Origin of the sequence: Streptomyces sp. NBC_01571 (genome assembly GCF_026339875.1) — a bacterium.
Taxonomy (GTDB): Bacteria; Actinomycetota; Actinomycetes; order Streptomycetales; family Streptomycetaceae; genus Streptomyces.
Map to the genome: position 1 here is coordinate 3,849,662 of NZ_JAPEPZ010000001.1, position 19,298 is coordinate 3,868,959.

At 70.3% G+C, this 19,298-nt stretch carries 16 protein-coding genes and 1 pseudogene; 2 read left to right on the forward strand and 15 right to left on the reverse strand.

The genetic code is table 11. The features are described 5' to 3' along the window. Nucleotides 1-7 precede the first annotated feature (7 nt). Nucleotides 8-172 (reverse strand): hypothetical protein, encoded by a 165-nt coding sequence (locus OHB41_RS17355; RefSeq protein WP_168528072.1) that lies wholly within the window; start codon nt 170-172, stop codon nt 8-10. A gap of 217 nt (nt 173-389) precedes the next feature. Next, the gene (locus OHB41_RS17360) at nt 390-551 is read right to left on the reverse strand and encodes a hypothetical protein (RefSeq protein ID WP_168528073.1); all 162 of its coding nucleotides are present in this window, start codon (nt 549-551) and stop codon (nt 390-392) included. A 103-nt stretch (nt 552-654) separates the two neighbouring features. Between OHB41_RS17360 and OHB41_RS17365 the strand changes: the two genes are divergently transcribed. Continuing rightward, the gene (locus tag OHB41_RS17365) at nt 655-1,830 is read left to right on the forward strand and encodes a M48 family metallopeptidase (protein ID WP_266699133.1); all 1,176 of its coding nucleotides are present in this window, start codon (nt 655-657) and stop codon (nt 1,828-1,830) included. A gap of 141 nt (nt 1,831-1,971) precedes the next feature. On the opposite strand, the gene OHB41_RS17370 is transcribed toward OHB41_RS17365, so the two are convergent. The 5 genes from OHB41_RS17370 to proB form a co-directional block, all read right to left on the reverse strand. Continuing rightward, a complete protein-coding gene (locus OHB41_RS17370; protein ID WP_266699135.1) occupies nt 1,972-3,039 on the reverse strand; it encodes an SCO2583 family membrane protein in 1,068 nt (355 codons plus the stop codon). 123 nt (nt 3,040-3,162) lie between these two features. Continuing rightward, on the reverse strand, nt 3,163-3,771 hold the full coding sequence (locus tag OHB41_RS17375; RefSeq protein ID WP_451289807.1) for an SCO2584 family spore wall biosynthesis protein: 609 nt from the start codon (nt 3,769-3,771) through the stop codon (nt 3,163-3,165). A gap of 144 nt (nt 3,772-3,915) precedes the next feature. Then, complete coding sequence (locus tag OHB41_RS17380) at nt 3,916-5,202, reverse strand: glutamate-5-semialdehyde dehydrogenase (RefSeq protein ID WP_266699138.1); 1,287 nt, start codon at nt 5,200-5,202, stop codon at nt 3,916-3,918. A 61-nt stretch (nt 5,203-5,263) separates the two neighbouring features. After that, entirely contained in the window at nt 5,264-5,758 is a 495-nt protein-coding gene (locus tag OHB41_RS17385; RefSeq protein ID WP_266705935.1) for a DUF8830 family protein, read from the reverse strand. Nucleotides 5,759-5,984: 226 nt separating this feature from the next. Next, nucleotides 5,985-7,073, reverse strand: a complete 1,089-nt coding sequence (gene proB, locus OHB41_RS17390; protein WP_266699140.1) for a glutamate 5-kinase — start codon at nt 7,071-7,073, stop codon at nt 5,985-5,987. A 284-nt stretch (nt 7,074-7,357) separates the two neighbouring features. On the opposite strand from proB, the gene OHB41_RS17395 reads away from it, so the two are divergent. Next, entirely contained in the window at nt 7,358-8,758 is a 1,401-nt protein-coding gene (locus OHB41_RS17395; protein ID WP_266699141.1) for a polysaccharide pyruvyl transferase family protein, read from the forward strand. Nucleotides 8,759-8,851: 93 nt separating this feature from the next. Here the strand turns inward: OHB41_RS17395 and OHB41_RS17400 are convergent, their stop codons facing one another. The 8 genes and pseudogenes from OHB41_RS17400 to rplU all read right to left on the reverse strand — a co-directional run bounded on the left by OHB41_RS17400 (nt 8,852) and on the right by rplU (nt 19,091). Continuing rightward, entirely contained in the window at nt 8,852-10,060 is a 1,209-nt protein-coding gene (locus tag OHB41_RS17400) for a glycosyltransferase family 2 protein (protein WP_266699143.1), read from the reverse strand. A 201-nt stretch (nt 10,061-10,261) separates the two neighbouring features. Next, on the reverse strand, nt 10,262-12,349 hold the full coding sequence (locus tag OHB41_RS17405; RefSeq protein WP_526025047.1) for a CDP-glycerol glycerophosphotransferase family protein: 2,088 nt from the start codon (nt 12,347-12,349) through the stop codon (nt 10,262-10,264). Between the two features lie 207 nt (nt 12,350-12,556). Beyond that, the gene (locus OHB41_RS17410; protein WP_266699146.1) at nt 12,557-14,056 is read right to left on the reverse strand and encodes a bifunctional cytidylyltransferase/SDR family oxidoreductase; all 1,500 of its coding nucleotides are present in this window, start codon (nt 14,054-14,056) and stop codon (nt 12,557-12,559) included. Nucleotides 14,057-14,688: 632 nt separating this feature from the next. Then, a pseudogene (locus OHB41_RS17415) lies at nt 14,689-16,238 on the reverse strand (alkaline phosphatase D family protein). Between the two features lie 312 nt (nt 16,239-16,550). Further along, nucleotides 16,551-16,730 (reverse strand): hypothetical protein, encoded by a 180-nt coding sequence (locus tag OHB41_RS17420; protein WP_266699148.1) that lies wholly within the window; start codon nt 16,728-16,730, stop codon nt 16,551-16,553. 199 nt (nt 16,731-16,929) lie between these two features. After that, on the reverse strand, nt 16,930-18,366 hold the full coding sequence (gene obgE / locus OHB41_RS17425; protein WP_266699149.1) for a GTPase ObgE: 1,437 nt from the start codon (nt 18,364-18,366) through the stop codon (nt 16,930-16,932). A gap of 135 nt (nt 18,367-18,501) precedes the next feature. Beyond that, nucleotides 18,502-18,756, reverse strand: a complete 255-nt coding sequence (gene rpmA / locus OHB41_RS17430; protein WP_028802588.1) for a 50S ribosomal protein L27 — start codon at nt 18,754-18,756, stop codon at nt 18,502-18,504. Between the two features lie 14 nt (nt 18,757-18,770). After that, nucleotides 18,771-19,091 (reverse strand): 50S ribosomal protein L21, encoded by a 321-nt coding sequence (rplU, locus tag OHB41_RS17435; RefSeq protein ID WP_006374708.1) that lies wholly within the window; start codon nt 19,089-19,091, stop codon nt 18,771-18,773. Between the last annotated feature and the right edge of the window lie 207 nt (nt 19,092-19,298).

Sequence of the window (19,298 nt, forward strand, 5' to 3'; positions counted from 1 at the left end):
AAAGGGCTCAGCGGTCGCGGTTGAAACGCGTCGTGATCCACAGCAGCAGGAGCAGGACGAAGAGGGCGCCACCGCCGGTCAGGAACGGGCTGAGGCTCTCGTGGTTGCCACCGTGCTCCTCGCCCTCGGCGGCAAGAGTGACCAACTGTGCGGCAGTGCTGTGGAAGCTCATCTCGGCAGGACCTATCCGATCGAGGTCCCCCCGCTCGAGCGAAGTCGAGAGTGGGGGAGGGCGGGATAAAGACGTCGGCCCATCGTAAGCGGGTGCCCCGGCCGCGATCACCCCGACTCCGCCGTTGGGGAGGCCGGTTGCCGCGCGCGACGGCCACGGGCGCACGGACGACGGCCACGGCGCCGGTTCCCGCCGCGCCGGGTGCCCGGCGCGGAGCTCAGTCGTCCTCGCGCTTGTACCCCCGCAGCAGGAACCAGGCGGTCAGGGCCAGTCCGACGATCATCACGATCAGCACGACGCGGAGCAGATCGCCCGGGCCCTGCTTGTCTGCCGCGCTCGCGGCCTCGGTGAGCCAGGCGGCTGCGGGGATGTGCTCCATGGCGTACGACTCCTTCTCTGTACTGCCCGTCCACGGTATCTCCGCCTAGGCTGGGCCGTGCCTTGGGGGCACAAAGGGCACTCAGACGCACATGGGGGAACACATGTCCGACGACAGCCAGCAGGGGAACGGGCACGAGAACGTGCCGAGCAGGCAGCGCAGGCGCTTCGAGGGGATCTCCTCGCGGGCGTACGAGCACCCGGCGGACCGCTCGGCCCTGGTGGCCCTGCGCAAGCTCACCGGCTTCGACACGGTCTTCAAGGCCCTGAGCGGCCTGCTGCCCGAGCGCAGCCTGCGGCTGCTCTTCCTGTCCGACTCGGTGCGCGTCTCGGACGCCCAGTTCGCGCACCTCAACGCCATGCTGCGAGATGCCTGTTACATCCTGGACCTGGAGAAGGTCCCGCCGATGTACGTCACCCAGGACCCGCAGCCGAACGCGATGTGCATCGGCCTGGACGAGCCGATCATCGTCGTCACGACCGGTCTCGTGGAGCTGCTGGACGAGGAGGAGATGCGGGCCGTCGTCGGGCACGAGGTGGGCCACGCGCTGTCCGGTCACTCCGTCTACCGCACGATCCTGCTCTTCCTGACCAGCCTGGCCCTCCGGGTGGCCTGGATCCCGCTGGGCAACCTCGCGATCATGACGATCGTGACCGCGCTGCGGGAGTGGTTCCGCAAGTCGGAGCTGTCGGCCGACCGGGCGGGGCTGCTCGTCGGACAGGACCCGCGGGCCTCGATGCGCGGCCTGATGAAGATCGCGGGCGGCAACCACCTGCACGAGATGAACGTGGACGCGTTCCTCGCGCAGGCCGAGGAGTACGAGGCCGGGGGCGACCTGCGCGACTCCGTGCTCAAGATCCTCAACGTCCTCAACCGTACGCACCCCTTCACCACGGTGCGGGCCGCCGAGCTGAAGAAGTGGGCCGAGTCCCGCGACTACCAGCGGATCATGGACGGTCACTATCCGCGGCGCGGCGAGGACAAGGACACCTCGGTCTCGGACTCCTTCCGGCAGTCGGCGTCGAGCTACGCGACGGATGTCAAGAACTCCAAGGACCCGCTGATGAAGCTGGTCAGCGACATCGCGGGCGGGGCGGGCGACCTCGGCGGCCGGGTGCGGCGCGGCTTCGGCGGCTTCGCGGGCGGCTCCCCCAGGGACACTCCGCCGCGGGACGGGCGGGACGGCGCCGAGCGCCCCGGTGGCACCGGCCCGGAGGACGGCCACCCGGGCGGCGGCGCGGGCTCCGAGGGCGACGCGGGATCCAAGGGCGACGGCTGACGGACTCCGCGTCGGCCGCCGGTCACCGGGCGGGCCCGTGGCACCACTTCACGATCACCGGGCGCCGCCCGAACGCCACCTCACGGTCGCCGGGCCCCGCCCGTAACGCCGCTTGACGATCGCCGGCCGCCGACGCGCAGGTCAGATCTTCGGCTGCGCGCTCGTCGCCAGCGACCCGCACAGCGCCGTCGTGCCGCCGGTCGCGTACGGGTCGGTGCCGGCCGGGCCGCCCGCCTTCGCCGTCTGTCCGGCGAGCAGGGGACGCAGCCGGTCCGCCGAGTCGTCGGCGCAGGCGAGCGGTCCGGCCTGGAGGTAGGAGACGACCAGCTCGGCCTGGTGCATGCGCAGGTCGTCGCGGTCGAAGCGGAAGTGCAGCTCGCGCCGGACGGTGAACAGGGAGGCCTTCGCGCGGGTGTCCGCGCCCGTCGGCTTCAGGGCGTAGACGAAGGTGTGGTCCGCGAGGACCTCGAGGGTGTTCGGGTCGGATTCGGCGGCCTGCAGAGTGCCCTGCACCCGGATCCTGAGGTCGGCCAGCTCGGTGCGGGCGGTGTCGAAGCGGACCAGCCAGCCGGTGGGCGCGTGCCGCCCGTCGGCGGCCGGGTGGGTGAAGCTCTGGTCGAACTGGTCGAGCTGCTGGGGGTCGAGCAGAATCCGCACCGGCCGGTCGGTGCCTCCCTTGAGCACCTCGGGGTCGAGCGAGGACTTCACGAGGTAGTCCTTGGCGGTCGTCAGGGCGGCGACGACCTGGCTGTCCGAGAAGTGCGCGGTGCGGCGGGAGGCGGGCAGCGCTATCCCCTCGGCACCGACGCCGAACTGCGCCGCGGGACTGTGCGCGTACAGGTCGTCGACGTTCGTGGCACCCGGCACGGGGGTCTGCGGCGCGAGGGGGATGACCGTCATGCGCAGCGGTTCCGGCGGCTGGGCGACGGGGTTCTGGTAGGGGTGTCGTACACCCATGTAGATCGCGGTGCCGAAGGCGACGGCTATCAGCATGACGAGGATCAGCGCCTGCCGGGACAGGCCGCGCTGGAGGGCGGGTCTGCGACGTACGGCCGGGGCGTGGTCGGCCATCCGCTCCCGCGCCGAGAACTCCTGGAGGCGGGCAGCACGGACGAACGACTCGTCGAAGACGACGGATCGGTACTCGTCCTCTCCACCTGCGGGAGCGCCCTCGGGTGTCCCCTCAGGAGGGTCTCCAGGCCCGCCCATACTTTCAGGGTAGGTCTCCGGGGCCTCGGGTAAACGCGGTGGTGCATGACAAGTTCTGACAGGATCCCACCAGGACCACCCGGGATCACCGGGGTGTTCGAAGGGTCGACAACGCCGCTGGTGTCACGGGGTTCGGGGCGTCGCCGACACGGCCGGGTGGGAGTAGTCGGCCGAAGCCGAGGGACCGGTGCCGGTGACCTTGTCCTGGCCTTGTTCGAGGCCCGTGGAGGCCGGTGGCGGGACCTGGTCCTGGCGGCCCGAGGAGGCCCCCCGGTAGACCGCCGTGAAGGCGAGGGCGACCATGCCGATGCCCATCACCAGGGCCAGCACCCAGGCCACGGGACGGTGCCAGCGGGCCTGCTTCCCGTAGGCCCTGCCGTACAGCGCGCCGTAGCGGCCTTCCAGGACCTCGGTGCCGTCCAGGTCGTCCCCGTCCGGGTCGCGGCCGTGTCCGCCGTGGCCCTCGGGGTCGAAAGGGTCCTCGTAGCGGTCGTCGTCGCCGCGGGTGCCCCGGGCGTGCGACCGGCGCGCTTCCGCCTCGGAGGCCTCCGCGCGGGCCTGAGCGGCCGCCAGCAGGCGTTCCACGGCGGTCGGCTCGTGGATCACCGCCGCCCGTACGAAGTCCTCGTCGAAGACCACGGAGGCGGACTCTTCGTCCGCACCCCCGCGGTCGCGGTCGTCGTCGGGCTCCCAGCCGTCAGGGAACGGCGTGCCCCCCACGTCCTCCGGCACGGATCCAGAGTAGACCTGGGGGGTCATTTTGGGCAGACGGTATGGAAATTCATCCGCCTGGCGAGACGCTTCTCGCGCGGACCTCACCGTCGCGCGCCGTATGGCCCGCGCCGCGCGCCCCGCGCCCCCCGGAGCCCCGGTGTCTCAGCGCCGGATGTGGCCGTCCCCCGTGACGATGTACTTGGTGCTCGTCAGCTCCGGGAGCCCCATGGGACCCCTGGCGTGCAGCTTCTGCGTGGAGATGCCGATCTCCGCGCCGAAGCCGAACTGGCCGCCGTCGGTGAACCGCGTCGAGGCGTTCACGGCGACCGTGGTGGAGTCCACCAACTGGGTGAAACGGCGGGCGGCCTGCTGCGAGGTGGTGACGATGGCCTCGGTGTGGCCGGAGGTCCACAGCCGGATGTGTTCGACGGCCCGGTCGAGGGAGTCGACGACCGCGGCGGCGATGTCGTAGGAGAGGTACTCCGTCTCCCAGTCCTCGGGCGTGGCCTCGACGACGGTGGCCTTGGAGTCCTTGGCGTAGGCGAGGACGCGCTCGTCGGCGTGCACGGTGACCCCGGCGTCCGCGAGGGCGTCCAGGGCGCGCGGCAGGAACTCGGGCGCGATGTCCTGGTGCACGAGGAGGGTCTCGGCGGAGTTGCAGACACTGGGCCGCTGGGCCTTGGAGTTGATCAGGATGTCGATCGCCATGTCGAGGTCGGCGTTCGCGTCGACGTACACGTGGCAGTTGCCGGTGCCGGTCTCGATGACGGGGACGGTGGACTCCTGGACGACCGTACGGATCAGCGAGGCGCCGCCGCGCGGGATGAGGACGTCGACCAGACCGCGGGCGCGCATCAGCTCGCGCACCGACTCGCGGTTCTCGCCGGGCACCAGCTGGATGGCGTCGGCGGGCAGTCCGGCGCCGCCCACGGCGTCGCGCAGCACGCGGACGAGGGCGGTGTTCGACTCGAACGCCGAGGAGGAGCCGCGCAGCAGGACCGCGTTGCCGGACTTCAGACAGAGGGCGGCGGCGTCGACCGTCACGTTCGGGCGGGCCTCGTAGATGATGCCGACGACGCCGAGGGGGACGCGGACCTGGCGGAGGTCGATGCCGTTGGGAAGGGTAGAGCCGCGCACGACCTCGCCGACCGGGTCGGGCAGCGCGACGACGTCCCGTACGTCCGAGGCGATGGCGCGTACGCGCTCGGGCGTCAGCGTGAGCCGGTCGATGACGGTCTCGCTGGTCCCGGCCTCCCGGGCCCGCGCGATGTCCTTCGCGTTGGCCGCGACGATCTCGCTCGTACGGACCTCCAGCGCGTCCGCGATGGCGAGCAGCGCGTCGTCCTTCTCGGCCCGCGGCAACGGTGCGAGGTCGGCGGCGGCGGCCTTGGCTCGGTAGGCGGCCCGAGTGACCGGAGACATCGAGTCGTACGGCGAGAGCGTGGTCATATCGGAAGGGTAGTGCGCCGGACGAGTCCGGCCGGTCGCTGTCCCACACCCCGAGACACCCTCAAAAAGGGTGAACTCCCACCGGAGTGGCCGGAAGCGGCCCGTACCCCTCCGCGATGCGCTGGTGGTAGGTCTCGCGGTCGATGACCTCCAGGCCGACGATCTCCCAGGGCGGGAGCTTGGCGGTCTGCCGGTGCTCGCCCCACAGCCGCAGTGCGACGGCCGCCGCGTCGTGCAGGTCGCGGGCCTCCTCCCAGTAGCGGATCTCCGCGTGGTCGTTGGCGTACCGGCTGGTCAGCAGGAAGGGGTGGTCGTGGGCCAGCTGTTCCAGCCCGCGCCGCACCTCCTTCAGCGGGGCCTCGCCGCCCGAGACGCTCAGCGTGACGTGCCACAGCCGCGGCTGGTCGGCCGGCTGCTCGCCCTCGAAGGTGTCTCCGGCCGCGACGCTCGTCAGGGCCCGTTCCTCGCCCGCCGCACGGGATGGGGCTCCCCCCGCTCGAGCGGAGCCGAGTGTGGGGGAGGCACCACCGCGGGACGCCGCCGCCCCAGGGCGCACTCGTCTCACGACGGCCTCCTTTACGCAATGGTCGTAACAGAACCTCGGGGTCTCCCTGCAACAAAGTTGAGCAGGTGGGGAGCGTCCGCGTGGCGCTTTTACGGAGTTTCACCGCGCTGCGACGGGCGTCCGCGAAACGTTCACACCAGTTTTCGGCCGGGGTGCGGGGATTGGACCCCGGGTCGTACGCAGGCGCTACGGCGCACAGGTGCCACGCACGGACGTCCTACGGAAACAGGAGCACCAGGTCGTCGCGGTGGACGACCTCGCGTTCGTAGGCGGGGCCCAGTTCGCGCGCCAGCTCGCGGGTGGAGCGGCCGATGAGCTGCGGGATCTCCTTGGCGTCGAAGTTCACCAGACCCCGCGCGACCGCGCGGCCGCCGCTGTCGCGCAGCTCGACGGGGTCCCCCGCGGCGAAGTCGCCCTCGACGGCCGCGATGCCCGCCGGCAGCAGCGAGGTGCGCCGGTCGACGACGGCGCGCACGGCCCCGTCGTCCAGGGTGAGCGCGCCCTGCGGGGTCGAGGCGTGCTGGAGCCACAGCAGCCGGTCCGCGGAGCGCTTGCCGGTGGGGTGGAAGTAGGTGCCGGTGTCCCCGCCCGCCAGGGCCTCGGCGGCGTGCACGGCGGAGGTGAGCACGACGGGGATGCCCGCGGCCGCCGCGATCCGGGCGGCCTCGACCTTGGTGACCATGCCGCCGGTGCCGACGCCCGCCTTGCCCGCGCTGCCGATGTCGATGCGCTCGAGGTCCTGCGGTGCGCGCACTTCCGCTATCCGCGAGGTCCCGGGCCTGCCGGGGTCCCCGTCGTAGACACCGTCCACGTCGGAGAGCAGGACCAGCAGATCGGCGCGGACGAGGTGGGCGACGAGGGCCGCGAGCCGGTCGTTGTCGCCGAAGCGGATCTCGTCCGTGGCGACCGTGTCGTTCTCGTTGACGACCGGCAGGGCACCCATCGCGAGGAGCTTGTCGAGGGTGCGGGCGGCGTTGCGGTGGTGGGCGCGGCGGCTGGTGTCGTCGGAGGTGAGGAGCACCTGCCCGACCCGGATGCCGTGCCGGGCGCAGGACGCGGTGTAGCGGGCGACCAGGAGGCCCTGGCCGACACTGGCGGCGGCCTGCTGCCGGGCGAGGTCCTTGGGGCGGCGGCGCAGGCCGAGTGGGGCCAGACCGGCGGCGATGGCGCCGGAGGAGACGAGGACGATCTCCTTCTCACCGCCGCTGCGGTGCTTGGCGAGCACGTCGACGAGGGCGTCGACCCGGTCCGCGTCGAGGCCGCCCGCGGCGGTCGTCAGCGAGGAGGAACCCACTTTGACGACCATCCTGTGGGCCCGCGCCACAGCCTGCCGTACCGCTGTCGCCCGCCCTGCCGCGTTCCCTTCCGCCTGCCCTGCCACCTGCGGTGTGTCCCCTCGTCCGTCCGGTCGTCCCGCCCGGCAATCTACGCGAAGGGGCCGGGCCGACGCCTCCCGGTCCAGCTGCCGGACGCCTGCCCGTAGTCGGCCGCTCACGGCTCGCGTATGCAGAAAAGGTTGTACGCGTTCCTCATGGAACTTAAAGAGGACGCAAAGATAAGTTGAACGTTGTGGCACCTAATGTTCATCCAGTGAAGCGCATACTCCTGAGATCAGGGAAAAGCCCGTATGACGCCGTTCCGGTGGAGCAGGCCCTCCACCAGGACGTCTTCGCCACCAACTCGGGCAACCTGATCTTCAGCGACGCCGCGCACAAGATCCTCGAGACCCCGGACACGGAGGTCGTGTCGAACGGCATCCGTACCGACGTCTCGGCCGCGGGCCGGATCAACGAGGAGTACGACGCGTTCGTCGTACCACTGGCCAACGCCTTCCGGCCCTCCTTCGAGCCCCAGCTCAGGCGCCTGACGCAGCTCATCGGCAAGTTGCGGATCCCCGTGGTCGTGCCGGGGATCGGCGCGCAGACCGGTCTGGACTACAACCCGGCCCGGCTGAAGCCCATGGAGCCGGCCGTACGGGAGTTCGTCACCGCGGTCCTGGACCGCAGCGCGTCCATCGGAGTGCGCGGCGAGTTCACCGAGCGCTATCTGAAGGACATGGGCTTCCACGACGTCGAGGTCATCGGCTGCCCGTCCATGTTCATGTACGGCAAGGACCTCGACGTCCGCAGGAGTGCTCCCGCGCTCGGTCCCGAGTCCAGGATCGCGGTCAACGGTTCGCACAGCGCGGTGAAGTCCCAGGGCCTCGACCGGGTGATCCGCCGGGCGCACACGCGCTACCCGTACCTGCGCTTCATCGGACAGAACCTCAGTGACGCCCGCCAGCTGCACTGGCGCGACCTGTCGGACCCGAACGGCTCCGTCACCGCGATGCCCACGCACCCGGACCACCCGATGTACCGCGAGGACAAGGTCCGCGTCTACATCGACCCCGTCACCTGGATCGACGACCTGCGGGACTTCGACTTCTCGTTCGGATCCCGCATCCACGGCAACATCGCGGCGCTCCTCGCGGGTACGCCCGCGACCGTGCTGTGCGGCGACTCGCGCACCCTGGAGCTGTGCCGCTACTTCGACATCCCGCACCGCAGGATCAACACGCTGCCGCGGGACCTCGACCCGGCCGAGCTGTACGCGGAGGCGGACTTCGGCGCGCTGACGGGCGGCCATCAGGAGCGCTTCGAGCGCTTCACGGGCTTCCTCGACCGCAACGGCCTGCGGAACACCTTCACGCACGGCGACGGCGGCGCGGCCTACGACAGGCGCATGGCCTCGCTCACCTTCCCGGCCGGCGTCCGGCCCTGGAACGACGCCGACGTGGCCTCGCTCACCACCCGGTTCGGCTGGCTGCAGACCCGTATCACCGAGTTGTCCACGGACAACGCCAAGCTGAAGCGCGACCTCGACCGGGCCCGGAAGGGTGGTCCGAAGGCCCTGGCTCAGGCCGTCGTCCCGCAGCGCTCCGTCTACCGCATGGCGCGCCGCGCGGTGGGCCGCCCGCTGCGCAAGGCGCTGCAGTCGGGCCGCCAGTAGCCATCCGCTCCCGTGGGGTCCCCCGCTCCCCGGTACGCGCCCCGCCGACGCCCGTTCCGTACGCCCCCAGGGCGCCGGAACGGGCGTTTCGCGTCATCCCTCCGCGCGGCGGGGTCCCAGCACCCTGCGGGCCACCCGGCGGGCGGTGCGCATACCGGGGAAGTGGGCGGCGGGCGCGAACTTGAAGCTCTCGATGGTGACCGTCTCGCGGCTGGTCGGGACGAACCAGCTGTCCGGGACGGGCGCCTCCTTGTCACGGAAGTGCGGGTAGCCGAGATAGGCCTTGCGGCTGCGCGGGTCCACGTGGAGCGTGGGCGCCTTCTTCTTCTTGAGGAACACCAGGAGGTCGACCAGGAGGTCGGCCCGGCCCAGCCCGGCCAGGTTCACCCGCAGCCGCTCGGCGACCTTGAGACGGTCGGCGACGCCCTCGGTCCAGTACGCGTCGATCAGCGGCTTGGCCAGCGCGAGCTTGTCGCGCCTGACCTCCTCGTCGTCCCTGAGGAAGACGGGGCCGAACTGCGGGAGCAGGGTGATGAGGAAGGGCCGGACCATCAGGCCGTCGCGGCGCTTGCCCGCGGGCACGTGTTCGGCGATCAGACCCATCAGGGCCCGGGCGGAGTCGAAGCGCAGCCGGTAACTGCCGCTCTTGGTCACGTGCTTGCCGTCCTCGCGGCCGACCAGGTAGTAGCAGTCGTAGTCGGCGATCACCGACACACCGTCGGCGCGGAGGTAGGCCTCCATGGTGAACAGGGCGTCCTCGCCGGTCTTCAGCGACTCGTCGAAGTGCATGTCGTACCGGGTGAGCAGCTCGCGTCTGAAGAGCTTCTGCGCACTGAGCGTGAACTTGATCTGCGAGGAGAACACGTCCGTGCGGGGCAGGGTCTTGCCCCACATCGACTTCGGGGCGGTGCGGTTGACCCCGATGACCTTGCCGAGGACGACGTCCGTGCCCTGCGCGTCGGCCATGGCGACCATGCGCTCCAGGGCCTCCGGGCCCAGGTGGTCGTCGGCGTCGAGGAAGAAGACGTACCGTCCGCGGGCCTTGTCGAGGCCGACGTTGCGCGGACCGCTGGGGCCGCCCGAGTTGGCCTGCCGGATCACGGTGACCGCCATGGCCGCCCGCTCCGCGAACTCCTCCAGGTGCTCCCCCGTACCGTCCGTCGAACCGTCGTCGACGGCGATGATCTCGATCCGGTCGGGCCCGAGAGTCTGGTCCTCCACCGACTGCAGGCACTTGACCAGGTACGGCATGGCCTCGTACGCCCCGATGATCACGCTCACATCAGGCTGCGTCACTGTCACGTTTCCCCATCGTCATCAGAAATTTCCCCCCGTATCACCGCAAGGACTACTTAGTAGACGGACGAGAACGGGATTCGGTTGCCTGACGAACCCTCATGTGTGACGCGCTTCACACAAGGAGCCCGGCTCCAAGGGTGCACCTCGGAGCCGGGCCCTGTCACACGCGCGTGGGCGACCGGCGGTCGGCCGGCGGCGGGGGGATCAACCCTTGACCGCCGCACCGCCCGTCTCGCCCGCGGTGGCGGTCCGCTGACCGGGCACCGCGCCCGCCGGCTCCGCCGCGGCGGACGCGCCGGCCTCCTGGCCCTGGTTGCGCACCCGGGACTTCTTCGCCAGGTCGCGCACCGCGCCGTTGAACTGGTCGATCGACGACGGCTCGTCGGGGCCCAGCAGATACCGCTTCAGCTCCCCGCGGTCGGCGGCCAGCGTGTCCGCCGACGGGTCGGCGACCCCGGCGAGCAGTTCGTCCAGTTCGGCGGCCGAGTTGGAGAGGATCACGGCGGCGCGCACCGCGGTGTTCTGCCGCTTGAACTCTTCGACGCCCAGCTCCGCGGAGTCGGTGACCGCGTACGGCTTGCCGCTCGCGATGAAGTCGGAGACCACGCTGGATATGTCCGAGACCATCGCGTCGGAGACGTTGAAGCAGTCGTACAGGCGGGGCTCGGCGCCGGTGATCACCCGGTGCTCGGCGCTGCCGAAGGAGCGCCAGTAGGCGTCGTTCCACTCGGCGCGCAGCCGGGCGACCTCGGCGTGCGCCGCGGTGTCGACCATGCCGTCACGGGTGGCCTCGGCCTCGTCGCCGCTCTCGGTGACGCCGGTCAGCTGCTCGATACGGGCCGCGATCCGGGCCAGCTCGGCCACGGCCGCGCTCCGGGCCGCCGCGTCACCGGTGAAGCGGGGGTCGGCGGCCCGTTCCGTCGCCGCCTTCTCGACCAGCGCGACGATCCTCTCGTGCGCGGCCTTGGCCCGCGAGCTGCGGGTGCCGGTGAACGGGTGCGGCTTGTAGAGGACGCGGACGGGCGGATCGGCCTGCACCAGACGACGGACGATGTTCTCGCCCGCCAGCAGGATCGAGGTGTTGCCCGGGTTGTCGTCCCAGCCCTCCCAGGTGGGGGCGTACAGGATCGTCGGGCAGCGGCCGTCCGCGCCGGTAAGGCCGTCCGGCGTGCTCTGCCAGGTCCGGATCGGCGCGAGCTGCGGGCGGCCGACCTCGGCGATGTCGTCGTCACGGACGCCGACATCGGCGATGGCGTAGCGGTCGCGGCCCGCGCGGCCGGCGGTCCACACCTCGTCGTACGCCTTGCTGAACGGGTTGACGCTGGCGAGCTTGTCGCTGTCGCCGTGCCCGATGAAGACGTGCTTCATGGTGGGGACGCGCAGCAGGTGGATGTTCTTGCCTACGTTCGCCGCGTACAGCGCGACACGCACCGTGGACAGGTCCATGTTCATCAGGTGCACCCCTCCGGGCACGCAGATGACCGGCACCGTGGTGGGCGCCATGCGGTCCAGGACGGCGCGCTCGCGCAGGATGATCAGCGGCCGGGTGTCCAGCTGCTCCATCGTCTCCAGCCACATGTTGACCTGGTACGCGGAGTCCTTGGAGCCCGAGAAGTACAGCACCGTCTCCGGGCGGTACTCGCGCAGCCAGCCGTCGACCGCGGCGAGGACCTTGTCCGCGTTCGGCGGGGTCTTCCTGGCGCGGATGTACGGGACGAGCGCGACGACGTAGAGGAACGCGAGCCCCAGCGAGACCGCGATGCCGGCGAAGCCGTACACGTTGGTGTCGGTGGCCGCGGTGACGAGCACACCGGCGACCGCCACCAGGTCGAGGTGGAGCATCTTCTCCGCGGCGCGGTTCAGCAGGCGGCGCGGGGGCGCGTCGGGGATGCGGACGCGGGAGGCCAGGTCGACGTTGCGGGTGGCGACGGGCATCTTGCGGCGCAGCCGGATCAGCGTGACCAGCGCGCTGTGCGGGGCCTGGAAACCGTAGAAGGCGAGGAAGCACGCGATCGCCGCGTAGAAGACCATGCTGTTGGACAGGTCGAGACGCGCCAGGAGGAGCACCAGCAGCAGCTGCCGTACCAGGAATCGGATGGACAGACCGGCGCGCACCTTGCTGAGGCGGTTGATCAGATAGCTGCCACGCCGGTGCAGATAGTGGTCCGCCAGGTACGTCACGGCGGCCGCGGCGGCGAAGGCGCCGACGCTCGGGAGGAGCGCCGCGAGCATCAGGCAGGGAAAGCCCAGCATCATGAGGGCCGCCGCAGCCAGCTCGGCGGCACTGCCCACCCGGGCAACGCGTATAGCGGTGGAAATCACGGATAAACCTGCTCTTGGAGGGGAGTGCCGGTTTGGTACGGAAAATGCGCTTGGTACTGAAAAAGTACTGAAGCGGTTTTGTGAACGTTCTGGGAAATTTACGGATTCAGGCCTCTGTGAATGCGCCGCGAACACGCGGCCACAGAGGCCTGAATTACCGGAAGATATTGAGATTGATTATGCCACGCCGTCCTGCCGGTCCAGCACGCTGGCCAGCGCCGCCTCGAAGCCGGAGGCCTGGCCGGCGCCCGCCGTCGGATCCTGCTGGCGCACGTCGATGACGTGACCGGTCAGTTCGGAGACGAGGACGTCGAGCGAGGTGCGCGCCACGGCCTCGGAGGAGAGCAGCGAGCCGGTGGGCTCCTGGCCGAAGGCCTTGGTGCGCATCGGGGTCGCGGTCCGCTCGGGGTTGATGCAGTTGACGCGGATGCCGTCGCCGGCCCACTCGTCGGACAGCGCCTGGGTGAGGTTCACCATGGCGGCCTTGGTGGAGGAGTAGAGGCTGTACTCGGCGCGGCCGCGGGTGTAGCTGCTGGAGGTGTAGAGCAGCAGCTGGCCCTTGGTCTCGGCGAGGTACTTGTACGAGGAGCGGGCGATCTGCACCGGGGCCAGGTAGTTGACCTTCAGCGCTTCCTCGATGGTCGCGTTGTCCGTCTCGGCGAGCTTGCCGATGCGCAGCACGCCGGCGGTGTTGATCACGTAGTCGATGCGCCCGGTCTGCGCGTAGGCCGTGGACAGCGCGTCGTCGACCTCCTCCGGGTTCTCGACGTGCGTGCCGGTGGTCGAGCGGCCGAGCGCGTACGTGTTCGCGCCGTAGCCCTCGGCGAGCTCGGCTATGTCCTTGCCGATGCCGTAGGAACCGCCGAAGACCACCACGGTCTTGCCGGTGAGCAGCTCGCGGTAGGCGGCCTCGTCGGCCTGCTCGGGCGCGGCGGTGGAGGCGAGCTGGAAGAGCTTGTCGGCGATGAAGACGTCGACGGGCTGGGTGACCTTCATGTTGTACTCGTCACCCGCGACGACGTGGATCGGCACGTCCGGCAGGTACTTGAGCACGACCGAGCAGTCGTCGGTGGCCTGGAAGTTGGGGTCACCGGACGCGACCTCGTACGCGCGGCGGATCGTGGACAGCTTGAACGCCTGGGGCGTCTGGCCGCGGCGCAGCCGGGAGCGGTCCGGGATCTCGGTGATGAACTCGCCGTCCTCGCCGTGGGTGCGGGTCACGATGATCGTGTCCGCGGACGGGATGGCGACGTCCACGGCCTGGAAGCGCTCCAGCGCGGTCACGCAATCGTCGATCACGCGCTCCGACAGCAGCGGGCGTACGGCGTCGTGGAACAGGACGTTCGCGTCCTCGCCCTCGGCCAGGCCCTCACCGAGGGCGGCGATGGCGCGCTCGGTCGTCTCGTTCCGCGTCGAGCCGCCCTCGATCACCTTGGTGACCTTCTTCAGCCCCGCCTTCGCGACGATCTTCTCGACGTCCGGGACATAGCCCGGGGCCATCAGCACGATGATGTCGTCGATCGAGTCGGCCTGCTCGAAGGTGGTCAGCGTGTGCTCGATGACCGCCTTGCCGGCGATCTTCAGCAGTTGCTTCGGAATCGACAGACCCACGCGCTGACCGGTGCCGCCGGCCAGGATCACTGCGGTGGTACGGGGCTTGGCAATGTGCTCAGACACAGGTGACCTACCTTGGGGCGACAGGGAACATTCGGATGGTCCCACTTACGGTTACTGCGGTGCAAGGTGAGCGACCTCTGCCGCATATGTGCGCGCAACCGGTTATTCACCTTGCATGCAGGCGACTTCTCCGACACCTGTCCGGGTTGTACTGATTTGCTGTGAGTAAGTGCACACGTTTTCCCTGATCCCTTCACGTCCGCTCCGGACCGGGAGAACCGTGGCCCCGCCCGGCATCGGACGCGGTGTCCGCTTCCTGTGCCGACGGTCACGCCCGCTTCGGGCACTCGGAGTGTCCTGAGTCGCTCCGTGCCGCGCCGGCCCAGGACCTGACGGATTCCCTGGACGGCCTGACATGAACGGGGTGACGGGTGTCGTGCGGGCCGGTGCGCGGCAGCCCGGGCGCGGTTGGTGGCGCGTATGGGCGGCCCGGGGATGCGGAGAGGCGGCACGGGGACGCGGGGGCGCCTTTTCCGGCGACGGCCTCGGGAGGCGGCGAATCTCTTACCTGAGTCATACGCAAGAACGCTCCGGCCCACGTGGTCCCCCCGGCCCTGGGTCGGGGCGGGCCGGGGAGATCCGTGAGCGCCGGAGCGTTCCGTTCGGGCTGTCGGGGCGGGCGCAACTGTCCGTCAGACCAGGCGTACGCCCGGATCCCCCGCCTCGACCCGCAGCCGGGCCAGCGTGCTGGAGGCGGCGTCCGGCAGCAGCACCGTCTCGGGGCGCGCACCGTCGCGTCGATGCCGTCGCGCCCGATGTCGAAGAGGTGGTAGCCGCGGTGGGCGTCGATGAACTTCCAGTGCGGGTTGTCCGGCATCCGCGCGTCCCACTCCGTGTGGAACGCCGCCTGGTCCTGGTCGCCGCCGCTGGAGATGGAGGTCCCCACGAACTCCGCGCCGACGACGTCGGAGTCCGGGTCGGCGAAGTCCTCCTTGAGGTCGCTGACCATGGTGAGGTGCCGGTCGCCGGTCAGCACCACGGGGTTGCGCACGCTCGCGAACACGCCCATCAGCGCGTTGCGTTCGGCCTGGTAGCCGTCCCAGGCGTCGTAGTACCAGAGCTTGCCCGGGCCCACCTGCAGATCGGTCTCGGCCATCATGATCTGCGAGGCGATCAGGTTCCAGCGGGTCGGCGAGTGGTGCAGGCCGTCGAGCAGCCACTCCTTCTGCGCGGCGCCGAGCATGGTCATCGAGGGGTCCTCGGCACCCGCCTGGCCGGTCGCCTGGTCGCTGCGGAACTGCCGGGTGTCCAGGACGTTCAGCCGCACCAGCCGGCCGAAGTCGAGCCGCCGGTACATCTGGATGTGCGGCCCGTCGGGGACCGCTGCCGCCCGGACCGGCATGTGCTCGTAGTACGCCTGGTAGGCGGCGGTCAGCCGGGCCACGAAGGCGTCGTGCGACTGCTTGGCCGGGTCCTGCGGGACCTCGCCCGCGAAGTCGTTGTCGACCTCGTGGTCGTCGAAGGTGACCACCCAGGGCGCGGCCGCGTGCATCGCCGCGAGGTGCGGGTCGGTGCGGTACTGCGCGTAGCGGTTGCGGTACTCGACGAGGGTGTACGGCTCCCCGCCGCCCTCGTGCCGGCGGACGGCCGTCGCCGACGGCGCGGACTCGTAGATGTAGTCGCCGACGAAGAGGACGAAGTCCGGGTCCTGGCCGAGCATGTCGGCGTAGGGCGTGAAGTAGCCGTTCTGCCAGTTCCGGCAGGAGGCCAGGGCGACACGGAGCGAGCCGCCGCGGCTGTGCGGATGCGGCGCGGTGCGGGTGCGTCCGACCGGCGAGAGCCGCCCCGAGGCGCGGAAGCGGTACCAGTAGGCGCGGTCCGGGCGCAGTCCGCGTACGTCGACATGGACGCTGTGCCCGTACGCGGGCAGTGCCTGCGCGACGCCCCTCCGTACCGGCCTTCCGAAGCGGGCGTCCTCGGCGACCTCCCATTCCACCGGCACCGCGCGGTCGGGCATGCCGCCCCCGTTCAGCGGGTCGGGAGCGAGCCTGGTCCAGATCACGACGGCGTCGGGCAGCGGGTCCCCGGAGGCCACGCCGAGCGTGAACACCTCCTCGGGCAGAGGCGTTTCGGCCGCGCGGGCGGCGGTGGGCAGCCACAGCTGGGCGGTGGCTGCCGCACCCAGCACCGCGCCGCCGGCGGTGAGAAACCGGCGTCGATCGCGTGAGAATGCTCCGGTCATCGGCGAACTCCCTTGCTTCGGTGGCCCCTTGGACACCAGAAGGCTCACACGGAGCAACGACACGGTCGCTGAACGGAGTCCATCAAGGGCATGACAACTAGGCGAGCAAAGAGCGACCCGCGGCACGCGGGAAGGCTCTCCGCTCCGCGGCGGGTCCGACGGTGTCCCTGCTTCCGACACGCTCAAGGTGCTCGCCGGTCTTCAGGTGCTCGCCGGACTCCCGGTACCCGGCGGCTTCCCGGTGCCCGACCACCACCGTTCGGCCGACCGCCACCGGGTTCGGCCGAACGTCAGCCAGCTCCTGATGAGCTCTCAGTCATTGAACCCCAGGCCCAGGCGGGCGCCGGTGGCGACAGTGCCGACCGTGCCCGCGCCGAAGGCGAACGAGTCCTTCGGCGTCACCCCGGAAGAGGTGGATCGCGGCACCCGTACCGACCCGGCGTTCGCGTTCACGCCGGGCGCGGCGAGCAGCGAGAGTGCGACGACGGCCACGCGTCGTGTGCTTCGCGGGACGGACGCCGGAACGGGCACGTGAACTCCGGGCGGCCTGAAGGAAGTCGGGCGCGGAGCGGGAACACCCGCGTCCGCGCCCTCTACGACTTCCGGTCCACCCGCTCGGTCGCCCTCCGCACGCCATGGCCGTCCCCGACGTTCACCGGGGACGGCCATGGACCGCGGGGCCCGCCGCGGCTCAGAACGGCTCGAAGTCGTCGTACTCCTTGTCCGCGTCGTCCCGCTCCGCCTGCTTGTCCCTGCGGCGCTGCGCGGCGGGCCTGGGGGTGTCGAGGCGGTGGTCCTCGCCGCGGCGGCCGAGCATCTCGGCGCCGGCCATGACCGTCGGCTCCCAGTCGAAGACGACCGCGTTCTCCTCGGGTCCGATGGCGACGCCGTCGCCCGAGCGGGCGCCCGCCTTCACCAGCTCCGCCTCGACGCCGAGGCGGTTGAGACGGTCGGCGAGGTAACCGACGGCCTCGTCGTTGTTGAAGTCCGTCTGACGGACCCAGCGTTCGGGCTTCTCGCCGCGCACCCGGAAGAGGCCGTCCTCCTCCTGGACCACGGTGAAGCCGGCGTCGTCGACCGCCTTCGGGCGGATGACGATCCGGGTCGCCTCCTCCTTGGGCTTGGCGGCGCGCGCCGAGCCGACCAACTCGGCGAGCGCGAAGGACAGTTCCTTCAGGCCCATGTGCGCGACCGCCGACACCTCGAAGACGCGGTAGCCGCGGGCCTCCAGTTCGGGGCGGACCATCTCGGCGAGGTCCTTGCCGTCCGGTACGTCGATCTTGTTCAGGACCACCATGCGGGGCCGGTTGCCGAGACCGCCGTACTGCTTCAGCTCCTCCTCGATGATGTCGAGGTCGGTGACCGGGTCACGCTCGGACTCCAGGGTCGCCGTGTCCAGGACGTGCACCAGCACGCTGCAGCGCTCCACGTGACGCAGGAACTCGAGGCCGAGGCCCTTGCCCTGACTGGCGCCGGGGATGAGACCGGGCACGTCGGCGATCGTGTAGACCGTCTCGCCCGCCGTCACCACACCGAGGTTGGGCACGAGGGTCGTGAAGGGGTAGTCCGCGATCTTCGGCTTGGCCGCGGAGAGGACGGAGATCAGGGACGACTTGCCCGCGCTCGGGTAGCCGACCAGCGCCACGTCCGCGACGGTCTTCAGCTCCAGGACGATGTCCTGGAAGTCTCCGGGCACACCGAGCAGCGCGAAGCCCGGGGCCTTGCGGCGGGCCGAGGCCAGCGCCGCGTTGCCGAGGCCGCCGCGACCGCCCTGGGCGGCTACGTACGAGGTGCCGTGGCCGACGAGGTCCGCGAGGACGTTGCCCGCCTTGTCCAGCACGACGGTGCCGTCCGGCACCGGCAGGATCAGGTCCTGGCCGTCCTTGCCGGAACGGTTGCCGCCCTCGCCGGGCTTGCCGTTGGTGGCACTGCGGTGCGGCTTGTGGTGGTAGTCGAGCAGCGTGGTGACGGACTGGTCGACGACCAGCATCACGTCACCGCCACGGCCGCCGTTCCCGCCGTCGGGGCCGCCGAGCGGCTTGAACTTCTCCCGGTGTACGGAGGCACAGCCGTGGCCTCCGCTACCCGCGGCGACGTGCAGCTCGACGCGGTCCACGAAGGTGGTCATGGGGGGTGCCTCCAGCACTTCGATTACGTCAGTACGTACGGAATGTCTTCTTGCGTACTGTATTTCATTGACAACATGCGAAAGGCGGACCCGCTTCCCGTACGGGAAGTGAGGTCCGCCTCGCGAAAGAACCGGTCAGGCGACCGGAACGATGTTCACGACCTTGCGGCCGCGGTGGGTACCGAACTCCACCGCACCGGCGTCAAGGGCGAACAGCGTGTCGTCCTTGCCACGGCCGACGCCGTTGCCCGGGTGGAAGTGGGTGCCGCGCTGGCGGACCAGGATCTCACCGGCGTTGACGACCTGACCGCCGAAGCGCTTCACGCCGAGCCGCTGAGCATTGGAGTCGCGACCGTTCCGAGTGGACGATGCGCCCTTCTTGTGTGCCATCTCTCCTCAGTCCCTTACTTCGCAGCCGCGGGGATCTCAGTGACCTTGATCGCCGTGTACTGCTGGCGGTGGCCCTGACGACGGCGGTAACCGGTCTTGTTCTTGTAGCGAAGGATGTCGATCTTGACGCCCTTGTGGTGGTCCACGATCTCGGCCTGGACCTTGATGCCGGCAAGGACCCACGGGTCGCTGGTCACGGCGTCGCCGTCGACAACGAGCAGGGTCGAGAGCTCGACCGTGTCGCCAACCTTGGCAGTGGAAATCTTGTCAACCTCAACGATGTCGCCGACAGCAACCTTGTGCTGGCGACCACCGCTGCGCACGATGGCGTACACGCGGATCTCTCTCTCGCTCGGAACGGAACCCCGCAGTCCAGCCACGCGCAGAAGCGAACGGCCTCTCCCGGGCGCATGGCGCCGGGAGGAAAAAGGTTTACGGGATGCGGCGCGTCTAAGAACACGCCGACGGTCAAGGTTACGGGGCCACGACCGAAAGGGTCAAACCAGGTCGGGCCCCGTGGATGTGCCACCGGTCACGCCGGT